At 63.3% G+C, this 16,815-nt stretch carries 11 protein-coding genes and 1 pseudogene; 8 read left to right on the plus strand and 4 right to left on the minus strand.

The window, feature by feature from the left end; genetic code table 11:
* Nucleotides 1–89 precede the first annotated feature (89 nt).
* Together P353_RS00205 and P353_RS00210 are read right to left on the minus strand one after the other, a co-directional pair.
* The gene (locus P353_RS00205; protein WP_034364105.1) at nt 90–1,823 is read right to left on the minus strand and encodes a cation acetate symporter; all 1,734 of its coding nucleotides are present in this window, start codon (nt 1,821–1,823) and stop codon (nt 90–92) included.
* Nucleotides 1,820–2,128 carry a DUF485 domain-containing protein gene (locus P353_RS00210; protein ID WP_003059047.1) on the minus strand — a complete coding sequence of 103 codons (309 nt, stop codon included), beginning with the start codon at nt 2,126–2,128 and terminating at the stop codon, nt 1,820–1,822. The genes P353_RS00205 and P353_RS00210 overlap by 4 nt, the downstream gene beginning before the upstream one ends.
* 292 nt (nt 2,129–2,420) lie before the next feature.
* Here P353_RS00210 and P353_RS00215 point away from each other — a divergent pair, with 292 nt between their 5' ends.
* The 5 genes from P353_RS00215 to P353_RS00230 all read left to right on the plus strand — a co-directional run bounded on the left by P353_RS00215 (nt 2,421) and on the right by P353_RS00230 (nt 12,599).
* On the plus strand, nt 2,421–4,103 hold the full coding sequence (locus P353_RS00215) for an MFS transporter (protein ID WP_034364107.1): 1,683 nt from the start codon (nt 2,421–2,423) through the stop codon (nt 4,101–4,103).
* 260 nt (nt 4,104–4,363) lie between these two features.
* Nucleotides 4,364–5,377 (plus strand): porin, encoded by a 1,014-nt coding sequence (locus tag P353_RS00220; RefSeq protein ID WP_034364109.1) that lies wholly within the window; start codon nt 4,364–4,366, stop codon nt 5,375–5,377.
* Nucleotides 5,378–5,597: 220 nt separating this feature from the next.
* Nucleotides 5,598–5,735: a hypothetical protein gene (locus tag P353_RS29420; protein WP_196354110.1), complete on the plus strand. Its 138-nt coding sequence runs from the start codon at nt 5,598–5,600 to the stop codon at nt 5,733–5,735.
* 150 nt (nt 5,736–5,885) lie between these two features.
* Entirely contained in the window at nt 5,886–11,822 is a 5,937-nt protein-coding gene (gene uvrA / locus P353_RS00225; RefSeq protein WP_034364111.1) for an excinuclease ABC subunit UvrA, read from the plus strand.
* Between the two features lie 15 nt (nt 11,823–11,837).
* On the plus strand, nt 11,838–12,599 hold the full coding sequence (locus P353_RS00230; RefSeq protein WP_034364113.1) for a hypothetical protein: 762 nt from the start codon (nt 11,838–11,840) through the stop codon (nt 12,597–12,599).
* Nucleotides 12,600–12,797: 198 nt separating this feature from the next.
* Here P353_RS00230 and P353_RS30225 read toward each other — a convergent pair.
* A pseudogene (locus P353_RS30225) lies at nt 12,798–13,032 on the minus strand (TRAP transporter large permease subunit); the annotation flags it as partial.
* Nucleotides 13,033–13,054: 22 nt separating this feature from the next.
* Nucleotides 13,055–13,984, minus strand: a complete 930-nt coding sequence (locus tag P353_RS00235; RefSeq protein WP_034364115.1) for a LysR substrate-binding domain-containing protein — start codon at nt 13,982–13,984, stop codon at nt 13,055–13,057.
* Nucleotides 13,985–14,071: 87 nt separating this feature from the next.
* Between P353_RS00235 and P353_RS00240 the strand changes: the two genes are divergently transcribed.
* From P353_RS00240 to P353_RS00250, 3 genes are read left to right on the plus strand one after another with little or no spacing between them, the layout of a single operon-like run.
* Nucleotides 14,072–15,079, plus strand: coding sequence for a hydroxyacid dehydrogenase (locus tag P353_RS00240; protein WP_034364117.1), 1,008 nt, complete (start codon nt 14,072–14,074; stop codon nt 15,077–15,079).
* A complete protein-coding gene (locus tag P353_RS00245) occupies nt 15,076–15,771 on the plus strand; it encodes an RraA family protein (RefSeq protein ID WP_034364119.1) in 696 nt (231 codons plus the stop codon). The genes P353_RS00240 and P353_RS00245 overlap by 4 nt, the downstream gene beginning before the upstream one ends.
* A gap of 28 nt (nt 15,772–15,799) precedes the next feature.
* Nucleotides 15,800–16,780, plus strand: coding sequence for a Bug family tripartite tricarboxylate transporter substrate binding protein (locus P353_RS00250; RefSeq protein ID WP_034364121.1), 981 nt, complete (start codon nt 15,800–15,802; stop codon nt 16,778–16,780).
* Nucleotides 16,781–16,815 lie beyond the last annotated feature (35 nt).

Below are 16,815 nucleotides of genomic sequence, written 5' to 3' on the forward strand. Positions count from 1 at the left end.
CGGCCCGCAGAAACCGTGGCGGTCTCTGCGGGCCGGGGTGAGGGCAGATTCCTGCCGGGGCCCGGCATGGTGCCAGGCCATTCACATCATCAGTGGCCGGATGCGCCTGCGGCACCCAGACCGGTTTCCGAACGCACTTGCTGCGCAGGGAACACGGCGCGCTCCTTGGCAGCCTGAGCGCTCTTGTCGAGCACGGAGAACAGCCACACGCCAAAGAAGCCGATCGCCATGGAGAACAGTGCAGGCGAGGCGTATGGGAACCATGCCGAGCCGGCCGGGTTGCCCAAGGTGCCTTCCCAGACCGAGGGCGACACAATGGTCAGGCCCACGGAGGAGACCAGACCCAGGAAGCCGCCGATCACGGCGCCCTTGGTGGTGCAGTCTTTCCACAGCACGGACAGCAGCAGGGGCGGGAAGTTGGCCGAAGCCGCCACGGCAAAGGCCAGCGAGACCATGAAGGCAATGTTCTGCTTCTCGAACACAATGCCCAGCAGCACGGCGACAAAGCCCAGGCACAGCGTGGTGATGCGCGAAACCCGCAGTTCCGAGGCGCTGTCGGCCTTGCCCTTCTTGATGACGGTGGCGTACAGATCGTGCGAGACGGCCGAGGCGCCAGACAGCGTCAAACCAGCGACCACAGCCAGAATGGTGGCAAAGGCCACGGCCGAGATGAAGCCGTAGAACACATCGCCGCCCACGCTCTTGGCCACCAGAACGGCCGCCATATTGGCCGTGCCCGCGCCGCCATGGATCACGCCCTTGGCGGTATCGGCCATTTCAGGATTGGTCAGTACCAGGGTGATGGCACCAAAACCGATGATGAAGATCAGCACGTAGAAGTAGCCAATCCAGGTCGTGGCCCAGAACACGCTTTTGCGTGCTTCCTTGGCATCAGGCACGGTGAAGAAGCGCATCAGGATGTGGGGCAGGCCCAGCGTGCCGAACATCAGCGCCATGCCGAAGCTGATGGCGGAGATCGGGTCCTTGATGAAGCCGCCCGGGCCCATGATGGCCAGGCCCAGTTTCTCTGCGACGGATGGCTCGGCACCGCCATTGGCGGCGATCTGGGTGCGTACCTTCACGCCTTCGGCAAACAATGCTTCGGGGCTGAAGCCGTATTTGGACAACACCATGAAGCCCATGAAGGTGACGCCGGCCAGCAGCAGGCAGGCCTTGATGATCTGCACCCAGGTAGTGGCCGTCATGCCGCCAAACAGCACATAGATCATCATCAGACCGCCGACCAGCACCACGGCAATCCAGTAGTCCAGGCCAAACAGCAGCTTGATCAGCTGGCCTGCGCCCACCATCTGGGCAATCAGGTAGAAGGCCACCACCACCAGCGTGCCGCAGGAGGCAAAAATCCGGAAGGGCTTTTGCTCGAAACGGTAGCCGGCCACGTCGGCAAAGGTGAAGCGGCCCAGATTGCGCAGGCGTTCCGCCAGCAGAAAAGTCAGAATCGGCCAGCCCACCAGAAAACCGATGGAGTAGATCAGGCCGTCATAGCCGCTGGCCATGACGGAGGCCGAGATGCCGAGGAAGGAGGCGGCGGACATATAGTCGCCCGCAATCGCCAGACCGTTCTGAAAGCCGGTGATGCCGCCGCCTGCGGTATAGAAGTCGGACGCCGACTTGGTGCGGCCGGCAGCCCATTTGGTGATCCACAGGGTTGCCACCACAAAGGCGGTGAACATGATGATGGCCGTCCAGTTGGTGGCCTGCTTGGCGGCGTTGCCGACGTCACCGCCGGCGGCCAGCACGGGAGCTGTCGCGACCAGCGCCGCAGCGCCCGCCAGCCATTGGGAAGAGATGCGCTGCTTCATTGCTTGATGCCTTTGAGAATGTCGCGGGTGAGCTGATCAAACTCGTTGTTGGCGCGGCGCACATAGAGGCCGGTAATGATCACGGAAAAAATGATGACGCCCATGCCGATGGGAATGCCCAGCGTGGTCACTCCCGCGCCGATGGGCTGCGCCAGGAACTCCTTGTCGAACGCGATCAGCGCGACATAGCCGTAATACACGATCAGCATCAGAACGGTCAGCGCCAGGCCCAGGCGATTGCGCTTGCGGCGCAGCTGCTGGTAGGCGGGGTTGCTTTGGATTGTCTCTATCACCGGGTCTCGCACAGCGTTGTCTCCTTTGAAGTTTTCCAGCCTGCCATCCGGTACACGGTGGCTTGCTTGCAACGCATTCTGAGAAGCCCGTCTGACCGCCTCCTTACTTACGATATCGGTGTTTGCCCCCGGTTTTTCACATCAAAAAAAAACGAATCCGGGTAAGTGCGGAGAGGGTCGGGTAATGCCCAGTCTTGAATTTTGGAGAAGCTTTTTTTTGTAAGTTAGCGGTCAGTTGTCGCTTTGATATTGGGCAAACAGGTGAGTTGGCAGCGCCTGACATTCCAAAACCTAGGAGACAAACATGGCCATCAATGCGACAGCAAATATGGGAGGTAAATCGGCCCCAAGGCCGATGAGCCCGGAAGAGCGCAAAGTCATCTTTGCGTCTTCACTCGGAACCGTTTTCGAGTGGTATGACTTCTATCTGTACGGATCTCTGGCAGCCATCATCGCCAAGCAGTTCTTCAGCGGTCTGGATGCAGGATCGGCCTTCATCTTCGCGTTGCTGGCCTTTGCGGCAGGCTTCATCGTGCGCCCTTTCGGCGCGCTGGTGTTCGGCCGTCTGGGCGACATGATCGGGCGCAAGTACACCTTCCTGGTGACGATTCTGATCATGGGCCTGTCCACCTTCATCGTCGGCATCTTGCCCAACTACGCCAGCATTGGCGTGGCCGCCCCCGTCATCCTGATCGCGCTGCGCATGCTGCAAGGTCTGGCCCTGGGCGGTGAGTACGGCGGCGCTGCCACCTATGTGGCCGAGCACGCGCCGCACGGCAAGCGCGGTGCTTACACCTCGTGGATCCAGACCACGGCCACGCTGGGCCTGTTCCTGTCGCTGCTGGTGATTCTGGGCGTGCGTACCTCGATGGGCGAAGAGAAGTTCGCCGACTGGGGCTGGCGCATTCCATTCCTGGTCTCCATTTTGCTGCTGGCCATCTCGGTCTGGATTCGCATGACGCTGTCCGAGTCTCCTGCCTTCCAGAAGATGAAGGCCGAAGGCAAGGTGTCCAAGGCGCCTCTGACTGAGTCGTTCGGTCAGTGGAAGAACCTCAAGATCGTGATTCTGGCGCTGGTCGGCCTGACCGCCGGCCAGGCGGTGGTCTGGTATACCGGCCAGTTCTATGCGCTGTTCTTTCTGACGCAGCAGCTCAAGGTCGATGCCGTGACGGCCAATCTGATGATTGCCGCCGCACTGCTGATCGGCACGCCTTTCTTTGTGATCTTCGGCACGCTGTCCGACAAGATCGGCCGCAAGCCCATCATCATGCTGGGCTGCATTCTGGCCGTATTGACCTACTTCCCCGCCTTCAAGGCGCTGACCGAAGCTGCCAACCCCGATCTGGCTGCGGCTCAAGCCAAGAACAAGGTGGTCATCGTGGCCGATCCTGCGGAGTGCTCCTTCCAGTTCAACCCCACAGGTACGAGCAAGTTCACCAGCTCCTGCGACGTGGCCAAGCAGGTGCTGGCTGCGGGTTCCGTGAGCTATGAAAACGAAGTTGCGCCTGCAGGCACGCAGGCCATGATCCGTATCGGCGCGACCGAGATTCCTTCGTTCTCGCTCAAGGGTCTGAGCCCTGAAGATGCCAAGGCCAAGGACGGTGCATTCAAGAAGGCAGTGGCGGCAGAACTGGCCAAGGATGGCTATCCCACCAAGGCTGACCCCGCCAAGATGAACAAGGTCATGATGGTCGTGATCCTGACCTATCTGGTGCTGCTGGTGACCATGGTCTACGGCCCCATCGCGGCCATGCTGGTGGAGCTGTTCCCGACACGCATCCGCTACACCTCGATGAGCCTGCCTTATCACATCGGCAATGGCTGGTTTGGCGGTCTGCTGCCCACCATGTCCTTCGCCATCGTGGCGCAGACCGGCAATATGTACAACGGCCTCTGGTACCCCATCATCATCGCTGGTGTGACGGCCGTGATCGGTACGCTGTTCGTGCCCGAAACCAAGGATCGCGACATCTACGCCGAAGACTGATGCCAAGCGCTGGTGCTGCAATTTATGCAGCATCGCATCAAAGATCTGCAAGGCTTTTGCTTTGCAGATCTTTTTTTGTTTGTCTCAGCACTAATGGGTTTCAGCAGTGTGGCAACAAAGCATCATTGCGTTACTTTTTTGCGATGGAAATCATGCTTTTGAGAGGGGCCAACCTAGAATCACACCTAGCCGCGAGAGGGCCAATAACCTACAAGCCAATGCGGTGCAAAAAACACTATCCCAGGACATAGGAGCACTGAATGACCAAGATGACTCGCATCGCACTGGCCGCACTGGCTGTGATGGGCGCAACCACCGCAATGGCACAGAGCAGCGTGACGCTGTACGGCCGTATCAACACCACCGTCGAACGCCAGAAGGCGGGCGGTGAATCGGTGTCCGGCCTCTACAACAATGCTTCCCGCTGGGGCATTCGCGGCACCGAAGATCTGGGTGGCGGCCTGAAGGCAGGCTTCACCCTGGAGTCCGGCTTCAACTCCGACACCGGTACCGGCTCCGCCTGGACCCACCCCACCACCGGCATGTCCTTTGCGCGTCAGAGCGAAGTGAACCTGTCTGGCGGCTTCGGCATGATCCGTCTGGGCAACTTCGTTCCCGAGTCCTACTACGCAACTGCTGACTACATCAGCATGCACAACCACGACACCGGTTCTTCTTCCGATGCGCTGTACTACGATCCCGTCTGGTTCGGCGGTCTGAGCACCAAGAACAAGATCGGCTATCGCACCCCCAACATGGGCGGCCTGACGGTGGATGCCTCCGTGTCGCTGCACGAGAAGGATCCCACAGTCGGTCCTCGCAAGAACGGCTACGATCTGGCCGCCAACTACGCCACCGGTCCTCTGCACCTGGGCGCCGGCTTCAGCAAGGTGGGCGACAACTGGCAAGCTGCTCTGCGCGGCCTGTACTCATTCGGTCAAGTGACTCTGGGTGCCTACTACCAGCGTAACAAGGACGACAACCAGATCACCGGCACTGGCGCTGGTTCGCGCAACAACTTCCGTCTGTCGGCCATGTACACCATGGGCGCTTCGGAATTCCATGCCAACGTGGGTCACGCCAACAAGTGGAGCCATATTGCTGACTCCGCCGCCACTCAGTGGACTCTGGGCTACAACTACAACCTGAGCAAGCGCACCAAGGTGTATGGCTACTACACCAAGGTGAACAACAGCAAGGGTGCGAACTATGTGACCGGTGCTGCCGGCGCGGACTTCAGCTCCTTCGCTCTGGGCGTGCGTCACAACTTCTAATTTGTGCACCGCGCAAGCGGTGTCTCCAGCAGCTGCAGCTGATAATGCAGACCATTACTCCAAGTTCACACCCCATGTCGCAAGGCATGGGGTTTTTTCTTATGTGCAGCCTGTCTGGCAGTAAGCCACGCGCAAACTCGCTCAGGCTCAATGGTCGTGCTGACTGGTGTGGCACGAGCGGCTGCACCAGCTGCTTGTTCATAACACTCTGGAGACTGATATGTGGAAGCTGGCGATTGGTTTTGTGGTGTTTGCCGCTGTGGCGCTGTTTGTCATCATGAAGGCCGGTGACAAGGTGGATATGAGTGGAGAAAAGCATGGTGCCGAAGCGATCCATGCACCGGCGGAATCCAAATAAAGACTGCAGCAAGCGATCAAAGCCCCGTCGGTCGGGGCTTTTTTTATTGCACTTTTCAATGCTGCTGCACAGCCTGAATGCACATGCGCAACCCAGGCTCTTGCCAGGACTGCCTAGAATGTTTGGCCTCCATAGAAAAGACCGCAGAACATGACGCAGGGCCTGATCCGTATCCGTGGTGCTCGCCAGCACAATCTTCGCAATCTGGACATCGATATCCGTACCGGTGAGCTGACCGTGGTCACCGGCCCCAGCGGCTCGGGAAAGTCCAGTCTGGTGTTCGACACGCTGTACGCCGAAGGTCAGCGCCGCTATGTCGAGACCTTCTCCGCCTATGCGCGCCAGTTCCTCGATCGCATGGACAAGCCGGCCGTGGACAAGGTCGAGGGTGTGCCACCCGCGATTGCCATCGATCAGACCAACCCGGTGCGCAACTCGCGCTCCACCGTGGGCACGATGACGGAGATCAACGATCACCTCAAGCTGCTGTTTGCGCGCGCGGCCCAGTTGTTCGACAGCAGGACGGCCCTGCCGGTGCGCCACGACACGGCGGACAGCATTTATGCCGAACTGGCCCAGCGCTGCGAGGCCGCGGGCGACCCGCGTATTGCCATCACCTTCCCGGTGGAGCTGCCGGCCAATACCTCGGCCGAAGAGGTGGAACAATGGCTGTCTGCCAGCGGTTTCACCAAGGTGCAGGCCGAGCGCGAAGTGGAGCGCGCTCACGCCGCCGCCGATGAGGTCGCCAAGGGCAAGAAAAAATCCAGGCCAGCCCCCGAGAAGATCAAGGTGCTGGATGTGATTGCCGACCGCTTTCGCCTCGGCAAGGCCGAGCGGTCGCGCGTCATGGAGGCGATTGAAGTGGGCCTCAAGCGCGGCAGCGGCAGGCTCACGGTCTATGTGTTGCCAGAGAGCGCTGCCGAGGCGGCCGAGCCCGAGCTGTGGAAGTTCTCGCTAGGTCTGCATTGCCCCGAGAGCAATCTGACTTATCAGGAGCCGATTCCCTCGCTGTTCTCCTTCAACTCCGCGGTGGGCGCCTGCGATGCCTGCCGTGGTTTCGGTCGCGTCATCGGGGTCGACTGGGGCCTGGTGATTCCCAATGAAAAGCTCACCTTGCGCACCGGTGTCATCAAGCCGATCCAGACGCCGGCCTGGAAGGAGATTCAGGACGACCTGATGCGCCATTCCGAGGCCGAGGGCATTCCACGCGATACGGCCTGGTCCAAGCTGACCCGGGAGCAGAAGGACTGGGTGATCGAAGGCTCGCCCAACTGGAACGGCAAGTGGAGCCAGACCTGGTATGGCATTCGCCGCTTTTTCGAGTACCTCGAAAGCAAGGCCTACAAGATGCATATCCGGGTGCTGCTGTCCAAGTACCGCAGCTATACCGAATGCCCGACATGTGGCGGCGCGCGCCTCAAGACCGAAAGCCTGCTCTGGCGCATTGGCGGCAAGCAGGCAGCGGATGCCGTGCTGCCGCCCGGCGATGAAGGCGGCCGATACCAGCGCTTCATGCCGCAGGCGGTGGGCTGGAGCCGCGAGCAGCTCGACAGCCTGCCGGGTCTGTGCCTGCATGACCTGATGCGTCTGCCGATCACGCGCCTGCGCGACTTCTTTGTGCAGCTGGCGCCAGACAACGCTGCCGTTAAAAATGATGGCGAAGCCCAGGCATTGAAGATGCTGCATGCAGAAGTCATGACGCGGCTGCAGTACCTGTGCGATGTGGGCATAGGCTACCTCACGCTGGACCGCCAGAGCCGCACGCTGAGCGGCGGCGAGGTGCAGCGCATCAATCTGACCACCGCTTTGGGCACTTCGCTGGTCAACACCTTGTTTGTGCTCGACGAGCCATCGATCGGTCTGCACCCGCGCGATATGGAGCGCATCACCGAAGCCATGCAGCGCCTGCGCGATGCGGGCAATACGCTGGTGGTGGTGGAGCATGACCCCGCCGTGATGTTCGCCGCCGACCGCATGATCGACATGGGCCCCGGCCCCGGCGAGCGTGGCGGCCAGATCGTGTTCGACGGCACGCCCGAGGATCTGCGCAAGGCCGATACCCTGACCGGCGCCTATCTGGGCGGGCGCAAGCAGGTGGGGTTCGGGCTCAAGCGCATGGTGACCGAGAGCACGCCGCGCCTGATTCTCGAAGGCGCGCGCGAGCACAATCTGCAGGACATCAGCGTGGACTTTCCGCTGCAGCGCCTGGTCACCATCACCGGTGTTTCGGGCTCCGGCAAATCCACGCTGATCCAGGATGTGCTGGTGCCTGCGCTGATGCGTCACTTCGGCAAGCCCACCGATGCGGCGGGCGCGTTCGAGCGCCTGCTGGGCGCAGACCATCTGGCCGATGTGATGTTCGTGGACCAGTCGCCGATTGGCAAGACGGCACGTTCCAACCCGGTCAGTTATGTGGGTGCCTGGGATGCGATCCGCGAGCTGTTCGCCATCGCGCCTCTGTCGCGCCAGCGCGGCTACACGGCCGCCAAGTTCAGCTTCAACAGCGGCGACGGCCGCTGCCCGACCTGCGGCGGCTCGGGCTTCGAGCATGTGGAGATGCAGTTCCTCTCGGACGTCTATCTGCGCTGCCCGGACTGCAACGGCACGCGCTATCGCCCCGAGATCCTGGAAGTGAAGATCGAGCGCAACGGCCAGCCGCTGAATGTGGCCGATGTGCTGGGGCTCACGGTGGCCGAGGCCGCGCTGCTGTTTGCGCAGGACCGCGATGTGATCCGCGCGCTGCAGCCCATCGTCGATGTGGGCCTGGAATACGTGAAGCTGGGCCAGCCCGTGCCCACGCTGTCGGGCGGCGAGGCCCAGCGCTTGAAACTGGCAGGCTTCCTCGCGGAAGCGGCTCGCGCGCAAAGCAAGTCCAAGCAGTCGCTGGCCAAGAAAGGCACGTTGTTCCTGTTCGATGAGCCCACGACAGGCCTGCATTTCGAAGACATTGCCAAGCTCATGCGCGCACTGCGCAAGCTGCTGGAGGCTGGCCACTCGCTGATCGTCATCGAACACAATCTGGACGTGATTCGCGCCAGCGACTGGCTGATCGACCTGGGCCCCGAAGGCGGTGATGGCGGCGGTCTGATCGTGGCCCAGGGCACGCCCGAGGAGGTGCGCCATGTGAAGGAGTCGCACACGGCCCAGGCCTTGCGCGAATACGACCTGGCCATGGGCGTGGGCGGCGAGGCGGTGCGCGAAGTCGCTCCCATGCTCTACAAGCCCCAGCGCAAGGCCCAGGCCGAAAAGGCGCCTCAGGCCAAGAACGCTATCGAGATCGTCAATGCCAGGGAGCACAACCTCAAGTCCCTGAGCGTTCAAGTTCCTCGCGGCAAGTTCAATGTGGTGACCGGGGTGTCGGGTTCGGGCAAGTCCACGCTGGCTTTCGACATTCTGTTCAACGAAGGCCAGCGCCGCTATCTCGAATCGCTCAATGCCTATGCACGCTCCATCGTGCAGCCTGCGGGCCGTCCCGAGGTCGATGCGGTCTACGGCATACCGCCCACGGTGGCGATCGAGCAGCGCCTGTCGCGCGGCGGTCGCAAGTCCACGGTGGGCACGACCACCGAGGTCTGGCACTTTCTGCGCCTGCTCTATGTGAAGCTGGGCGTGCAGCATTGCATCCACGACGATGCCGTCGTGCAGCCGCAGACCGAGGAAAGCATTGCCGCGCAGCTGATGACGAATTTCCGTGGCCAGACCATCGGTCTCTTGAGTCCGCTGGTCGTCAACCGCAAGGGCGTCTATACCGAGCTGGCCGACTGGGCCAGACCCAAGGGCTACACGCATCTGCGCGTGGACGGCGAGTTTCTGCCGACCACGGGCTTTCCGCGCATTGACCGCTTCAAGGAACACACCATCGAGCTGCCCGTGGCCAGCGTGACGGTGACCGCGGCCAACGAGAAGGAGTTGCGCGGCCATCTGCGCCAGGCGCTGGAAATCGGCAAGGGCGTGCTGCATGTGCTCTCGGGCATCGAGAATCTGGCCGACGCCATGCAGGGCGGGCAGAGCACGGCCGGCATCGGAGCGCTGCAGGTGTTCTCCACCCAGCGTGCCTGCCCGGTCTGCGCCACCAGCTATGCGGAGCTGGACCCGCGTCTGTTCTCCTACAACAGCAAGCATGGCTGGTGCCCCGATTGCGTGGGCACGGGCGTGAAGCTGACCAAGGACCAGCGCAAGGTCTACGACGACACCTTGCTGGCCGACGACAACCGGGGCCGTGAGGTGAAGTTCGAAGGCCAGGAAGTGGAAGACCTGGCTGAAGTCGTTTGTCCCAAATGCCATGGCACACGTCTGAATCCTGTGGCGCGAGCCGTGAAGTTTCACGACGAGGCGATTACCGATATTGCCCAGCTGTCAGTCAGCGATGTGCGCCACTGGATACAGAGCCTGAAGCTCACGGGCCGCGAAGCCGATATTGCACGCGATCTGATTCCCGAGATCCAGAGCCGTCTCGAATTCCTGGAGGAAGTCGGTCTCAACTATCTGACGCTGGACCGGGGCGCGCCCACGCTGAGCGGGGGCGAAGCCCAGCGCATCCGTCTGGCCGCGCAGCTGGGCAGCAATCTGCAAGGCGTCTGCTATGTGCTGGACGAGCCCACCATCGGCCTGCATGCGCGCGACAACCAGATCCTGCTCAATGCCCTGCACAAGCTCGGCGACAAGGGCAACACGCTGGTGGTGGTGGAGCACGACGAAGACACGATTCGCCGCGCCGACCATGTGATCGACATCGGCCCCAGCGCCGGCATTCGCGGCGGCCGTCTGGTGGCCGAGGGCACGGTGGATGACATCATGGCGGCCAAGGACTCGGTCACCGGGCGCTATCTGCTGCACGCCATGCGCCACCCCTTCAAGCCACGTCTGTGGGTGGGGGAGGGCGAGCCACCGGTGCAGCCGGCTGCTATCAATGCAGAAGCTTCCAGCGCTGGTGATATGGAGGTTTCAGATAAGAAACCATCCAAAACCAAGAAAAAGAAAGCGATAGCTGCTACTGAAAATGTGGTGCAGCAAGACAGCGACGCATTGCACTGGCTGACGGTGCTGGGTGCGAATCTGCACAATCTGCAGAATGTGGAGGCCCGGGTTCCGCTCAAGCGGCTGGTGGCCGTGACCGGGGTTTCCGGCTCGGGCAAGTCCACGCTGGCGCGCGATGTGCTGCTGAGCAATGTGGCGGCCTGGGTGCAGCAGCGCTCGACCAAGGCCGGGCGCGATGCCATGGATGCTGGCAAGTCGCCGGCGCTTGTGGGCTGCAAGGGGATCAAGGGTTTCGAGACCATCGATCGCGTGCTCGAAGTCGACCAGACGCCGATCGGCAAGACGCCGCGCTCCTGCCCCGCGACCTATATCGGCTTCTGGGACACGATTCGCAAGCTGTTTGCCGAGACGCTGGAGGCCAAGGCCCGCGGCTATGCGGCGGGTCGCTTCTCGTTCAACACCGGCGAAGGCCGCTGCCCGGCCTGCGAAGGCCAGGGCGTGCGCACCATCGAGATGAGCTTTCTGCCTGATGTGAAAGTGCCTTGCGAGGTCTGCCACGGTGCGCGCTTCAACCCCGAGACGCTGGCCGTGAGCTGGCGCGGCAAGAGCATTGGCGATGTGCTGAAGATGGAGGTCGACGAGGCCGTGGAGTTCTTCGCCTCCATGCCCTCGATTGCCCATCCGCTGCAGTTGCTCAAAGACGTGGGCCTGGGCTATCTCACCCTGGGCCAGCCATCGCCCACGCTGTCGGGCGGCGAGGCCCAGCGCATCAAGCTGGTGACCGAGCTGACCAAGGTGCGCGATGATATCGGCCGGCGCGGACAGAAGGCCCCGCACACGCTGTACGTGCTGGACGAGCCCACCGTGGGCCTGCACATGGCCGATGTGGACAAGCTCATCCATGTGCTGCACCGCCTTGTCGATGGCGGCCACAGCGTGGTGGTCATCGAGCATGACCTCGACGTGATTGCCGAGGCGGACTGGATCATCGATCTGGGCCCCGAAGGCGGCAAGGAGGGCGGGCGCATCGTGGCCACGGGAACTCCCGAGGAGCAGGTCAGAATCGGCACCCACACCGGCAAGGCACTGGCGCCTGTGCTGGCGCGGTAAGAGGCGGCGCGCACCATGTCCTTCTCGCGCAGCAGCTTTCCTGCACCGGTGGAGCTGGCAGCCTCGCGTGTCGCGTGGATGGCGCAGATCGCGCGCCCACCGCAGCCGCCGGCGGTGCAGGCCTGGATGACCTGGGCGCGTGGCTGGAAGGATGCGCTGCCGTGGTTGCAGCTTCCTGCATGGCGTGAAGGCGCGGGCAACTGGCTCGCGATGCAGCGTGCCATCGATACGGCCGGGCTGTGGTCTCAGACTGGTGAGTACCGCCTCGGCCTGGACCTCAAGGCCAGCACGCCCGGTGATCTGCGCTGGATCGATGGTGCGGTGGCGGATGGCTGGAGCCCGCACTGGCTGGTGCTGACCCATGGCCTGGATGGCGACCCGCTGATCGGTGACATGAGCCGGCCCGAAGTGCCTGTGCTGTGGAAGTGGCATGACGAGCCGCACCGCGCGGCCAGGCCATTGTTTGCCTCGCTCGAGGAGTTGATGGCGCACGTGCAGCCCACGGCAGCCAAAGCGCCACTGGTGCCGCTTGAAACGCGTTCTTCCATCATCTTCTACACCGTGCACCTGCTGGAGCTGGGGCCCGATCCGGCCAGGGTCATGCTGGCGCTCAGGAAGATCTTCACGACGATGTCCGTGCAGGAGCTGCTGAAACTCAAGAGCCGGCTGCCGCTGACGCTGCTCGACGATAGCGTCAGCGCCTTGCAAAAGGACCGCCTGGTGCAGCATTTCGAGGGTCTGGGCGCTCGCGTGGAAGTGAGTGAACGTAGCTTGTAGCACGCACGAAAGGGCGGCCGATACGGCGCATGCAGCGCGTCCTTCCACAACACACCTCACCATCATCACGCATCACGCATCACACGCGCCATTTCTGCAAAGGCAGGTTCATGGTGTTCCTGGGTCAGCGGCACCGATTCTTGATCGAAAAAAGGCCCGCGTGATGCACGCAGGCCTGGTGATCCAGCACAGCCCGCTTTACTGGAAGCCCGGCGTATGCAGCCAGGTGGACAGCGCCGGGATGAAGGTCAGCAGACACAGCACGACGAAGTGGGCCGGCAGGAGAAGCGGCATCTCGCGCGTCAGCTCGGTGATGGACACGCGCGTGGACACGGCGGTCACGCACAGCAGGCCGCCGACCGGGCGGCGTGATCATGCCCGGCGTGAGGTTGACGATCACCGCCATGACCAAGAGCGTGGGATTGATGCCTAGGCCTGGGCGGTTTCAGCCATGCTCACATATCGTCAAAGGACGCCTCGTCGCTGCCGAACAGCATGGGCCCGTCGTCGCGCAGCAGCTTGAGAATCTGCTGGGCAGCGGGCGACAGGTAGCCGTCCCTGCGGCAGGTCACGCCCAGGTGACGGCGCAGCGTGGTGGCGGCAAGGCGCACCTCCTTGAGCGTGCGGCTGCGCTCCAGCCGCAGCGTGTGGCGCGAGACAAAGGTCAGCAGATCGGTCTTCGCCACCATGCGCGGCAACAGCGGGATGGAGCCCGCTTCGACCTGCACCGTGGGCGGTGACATGCCGCGCGACGTGAAGGCCTGATCCAGCCATTGGCGACTCGGAATGTTGGCGCTGGGCAGGGCCCAGGAGTGCTGCAGCAGCGCAGCCGGCGTGATGCGGGTTTTTTCGAAGATGGGATGCGTGCGGCTGGCAGCCACCACGACCACATCCTCGACGATGGGGTAGGAGACCAGTTCCGCATCGCCCTCGGCCGTCAGACCGATCAGCAGGTCGAGCTGGCCTTCGCGCAGGCGGTCACGCAGCTCCCAGCTCGGGCCGATCACGATGCTGATGGTGATCTTGCGCCCGCCGGCAAGCGCCTTGCTGCACAGCTCGGGCAGCAGGTGGTCGGCGGCAACCGGGCCGCTGCCTATGCGCACATGGCCCGAAATCCCCTCGTTGAAGTCGCGCACCTCGCGCAGCGCCTCCTGGCTGGCGTTGCGCAGCATGCGCGCGCGGGCCAGCAGCACCTGCCCCGCAGGCGTGAGCTGTATGCCGCGCCCGGCGCGCTCGAACAATGCCCCGCCCACGGCCTGCTCCAGTCGCTGCATGCATTTGGTCAGCGCCGGCTGGGTGCGGCCCAGTTGTTCGGCAGCTCGTCCAAGGTGGCCCAGCTCGGCCACGATCTCGAAGAAGCGCAGATCGCGCAGATGCAGATCCATCAATGAATAAAAGTGATGATTGAATGAATATTATCGAATAGACGGAATGATTGATGCTGACAAGAATCCGGGCTCATCGGAGTCCTTATGTCAACACAAGCCTTTACCGTTTTCGTTACCGCTACCGAGCTGGCTTCCAGCGGAGCGGATCTTCTTGCCAGGGCCGGCGCGCGGGTGATCTATCTGGCGAGCGGCGATGATGCCCAGGCGGTGGAGCGCATCATGGCCACCGAGCCCGTCGATGCCGTGATCTCGCGCACCCTGGAGCTCTCGGCTCGCGCCATCGCCTCGTGCCCCACGCTCAAGGTCATCTCCAAGCATGGCGTGGGCGTGAGCAATATCGATGTGGCCGCAGCCGGCGCGCGCGGCATCCCCGTCTATGTGACGCCCGGGGCGAATGCGCAGTCCGTGGCCGAGATGACCCTGGGCCTGCTGTTTGCCGCGGCACGCCGCATCGCCTGGATGGATGCGGAACTGCGCGGCGGCCGCTGGTCGCGCGCGCAGGACGGCATCGAGCTGTCCGGCAAGACGCTGGGTCTGGTCGGCTTCGGTCAGGTCGGGCAGCGTGTGGCACAGGTTTGCCAGGCCCTGGGCATGCAGGTGGCGGCCTTCGATCCGGCATTGCGCTCCAGTCCCGTGGCGGGCGTGAAGCTGCTGGCCTCGCTGGACGAGCTGCTGCCGCTGGCCGATGTGCTCAGCCTGCATGTGCCGCTCAACCGGCACACCCGCGGCATGCTGGGCGCAGCGCAACTGGCCCGCCTGCCGCAGGGCGCCATCCTGATCAATACGGCACGCGGCGAAGTGGTGGACGAGCCCGCACTCGTCGAGGCCCTGCGCAGCGGCCTTCTGCATGCGGCCGGCCTGGACACCATGGCCGTGGAGCCCCTGCCCGTGGACTCCGCGCTGGCGGGCCTGCCCAACGTGGTTCTGACGCCGCATGTGGGCGGCTCCACGCCCGCAGCGCTGGCCGCCATGGCCGCCGGCGCTGCCGCGAATGTGCTGGGCTGGCTGCAAGGCCGGCCCATGGCCGCCAGCCGCTGCGTGAACCCCGAGGTCCTTGAATCCCATTCCTTTTTATCCGGAGAAGCTGCATGAGCAATAGTGCAAAACAATGGCCAGCGGGCTATTGCATCAATCCGCGCGTCCCTGGCCCCGAGGCCCAGGTCGTCGAGGCATTCAAGTCCATTCCCGTGGCGGCCATCGGCGACTCCATGAGCCGCAACGTGGGCACCATGGGCCTGCGCCAATACCACGCCAGGCTTGACACCGTGCTCTGCGGGCCGGCCGTCACCGTGCGTGTGCGTCCCGGCGACAACCTCATGATTCACAAGGCGCTGATGATGGTGCAGCCCGGCGATGTGCTGGTCATCGACGGCGGGGGCGATGTCTCCCAGGCCCTGGTCGGCGGCCTGATGCGCACCACCTGCGTGGCGCGCAAGCTCGCCGGCCTGGTGATAGACGGAGCCATCCGCGACCTCTGCGAATGGGCCGAGGAGGGCATGCCGATCTTTGCGCGCGGCCACACCCATAGAGGCCCCAGCAAGGATGGTCCGGGCGAGATCAATGTGCCGGTTTCCTGCGCCGGCATGGCGGTGCTGCCCGGCGATCTGATCGTGGGCGATGCCGATGGCGTGATTGCCGTGCCTGCAGCGGATGCGGCCGAAGTCCTGCAGCGCAGCCAGGCGCATCTGGTCAAGGAAGCCGCCATCCGCGCAAGCAATCGCGAGGGCACGGCCGACCCCGAACGCTTCGATGCGGTGCTGCGCGCCAAGGGTCTGCCGGTCTGAGGCAGGAAATTCTTACAGGAGACAAGACATGCATAAAAGAATATTTCTGACGGCTACGGCCCTGGCCACGCTGGCCCTGGGTGTGCAGGGCATGGCCCGGGCAGCGGGCGAATGGCCTCAGCGCGCCGTGCGCATGGTGGTGCCCTTCCCGCCGGGCGGCGGCACCGACGCCACTTCGCGACTGGTGGCGGACAAGCTCAATCTGGGCATGGGCTGGACGGTGGTGGTGGACAACAAGCCGGGCGCGGGCGGCAATATCGGCCTCGATGCCGTGGCCAAGGCGGCGCCCGACGGCTACACCATAGGCATGGGCCAGGCCGCGAACCTGGCGATCAATCCCAGCCTGTATGCCAAGATGCCCTTTGATCCGCTCAAGGACTTCACGCCCATTGTCAGCGTGGCCCTGCAGCCCGTGGTGCTGACCGTGCGCGCCGGCTCTCCGTTCAAGAATCTGGGCGACTTCATCAAGGCCGCCAAGGCCAGGCCCGGCACCTACGGCATTGCCCAGGCCGGCAACGGTACGGTGGGTCACCTGGCCGGCGAGATGCTGGCGCGCCGCGCAGGCATAGAGATTTTGCAGGTGCCCTACAAGGGCGCGAATCAGGCGATGACGGATCTGCTGGGCGGGCAGGTGGAGCTGTACTTCGGCAACACCGTATCCGTCATGCAGCAGCTGACCTCGGGCAAGGTTCGCGCGCTGGCCGTGACCTCGGCGCAGCGCGTGCCATCCCTGCCCGACGTTCCCACCGTGGCCGAACAGGGTTATGCCGACTTCGAGGCTTCGACCTGGCTGGGCCTGGTGGGCCCAGCGAACATGCCGCCCGATGTGGTCAGGCGCATCGGCGACGCCACCATGAAGCTGCTGGCCACCAAGGAGGTGCAGGACAAGCTGGCGCAGGAGGGCAGCATGCCGACTCCGGCCGGAGCAGAGAAGTTCGGCGCCTGGATTAAGAGCGAGCATGCCAAGTGGGGCAAGCTGATCCGCGAAGCCCAGATCAAGCTCAACTGAGCGCCTCGGGCCGGGGCGGGTCAGCAAGGGCACCG

The organism is Comamonas testosteroni (assembly GCF_000761245.1).
Classification (GTDB): Bacteria; Pseudomonadota; Gammaproteobacteria; order Burkholderiales; family Burkholderiaceae_C; genus Comamonas; species Comamonas testosteroni_C.